This window comes from Aeromonas sp. HMWF014, assembly GCF_963878295.1.
GTDB classification, from domain to species: domain Bacteria; phylum Pseudomonadota; class Gammaproteobacteria; order Enterobacterales; family Aeromonadaceae; genus Aeromonas; species Aeromonas popoffii.
In genome coordinates, this window is record NZ_CAWNYS010000202.1 from 1 (window position 1) to 1,284 (window position 1,284).

The 1,284-nt window shown below is 64.3% G+C and carries 1 protein-coding gene; it reads right to left on the bottom strand.

Features of this window, described 5'->3' with window-relative positions; translation table 11 throughout:
• The coding region (locus AAC083_RS08200; RefSeq protein WP_258224634.1) for a glutamate synthase-related protein at positions 1-1,284 on the bottom strand (1,284 nt) is incomplete at both ends.

Sequence of the window (1,284 nt, forward strand, 5' to 3'; positions counted from 1 at the left end):
GATCCGTGTTGCGGATGTCATAGCGGAATTCGCCGCCAGACTTGTGCTCGACCGCCGCCAGCAGGTCTTCCACCATCTTGAGGTTGAGCGGACCCTTGTCGAAGGTGGGGTTGTGCTGCTGGCTGAACAGGCTGGAACCTGCCGGTGCCACCGGGCTCGCCAGTATGCCGGAGAGATCCAGCTTGGCCTGACGGGCGGTGAGCCCTGGCAGGGCCTGCAGCAAATCGGTGCGACCGATGAGATCCGTCAGCTGGGTCACACCCAGCTGGGCCATCAGCTCGCGCGTCTCTTGTGCGATGAACTGGAAGTAGTTCATCACCATCTCCGGCAGGCCGGTAAAGTGCTCGCGGCGCAGCTTCTCATCCTGGGTGGCGACGCCGGTGGCGCAGTTGTTCAGGTGGCAGATGCGCAGGTATTTGCAACCGAGCGCCACCATGGGGCCTGTGCCGAAGCCGAAGCTCTCGGCGCCGAGGATGGCTGCCTTGATGATGTCCAGACCGGTTTTGAGACCGCCATCCACCTGCAACCGCACCTTGTGGCGCAAGCCGTTGGCCACCAGGGCCTGCTGGGTTTCGGCCAGGCCCAGCTCCCAGGGAGAACCGGCATATTTGACCGAACTCAGCGGGCTGGCGCCGGTGCCGCCGTCATAACCCGAGACGGTGATGAAGTCGGCATAGGCTTTGGCCACGCCACAGGCGATGGTGCCGACGCCGGGCTCGGAGACCAGCTTGACCGACACCAGGCAGTCCGGGTTGATCTGCTTGATGTCGAAGATGAGCTGGGCCAAGTCTTCGATGGAGTAAATGTCATGGTGCGGCGGCGGTGAGATCAGGGTCACGCCGGGCACGGAATAACGCAGCTTGGCGATCTGGGCCGTGACCTTGTCACCGGGCAGCTGACCCCCTTCGCCGGGTTTGGCGCCCTGGGCCACCTTGATCTGTACCACGTCCGCGTTCATCAGGTAGTGGGGGGTGACGCCGAAGCGCCCCGAGGCCACCTGCTTGATGCGGGAGTTTTTCTCGGTACCGAAACGCTTGGGATCTTCGCCACCCTCGCCCGAGTTGCTCTTGCCGCCGAGCCGGTTCATGGCGACTGCCAGTGCCTCGTGGGCCTCAGGCCCCAGGGCGCCGATGGACATGGCGGCGGAGTCGAAGCGGGGGAACAGTTCGGTCGCAGGCTCCACTTGATCCAGCGCGACCGGGTTGTCGACCGTCTTCAGGGCGAGCAGATCGCGCAGGGTGGAGACAGGGCGCTCGTTCACGAGCCGCGCGTACTCCTTGTAAT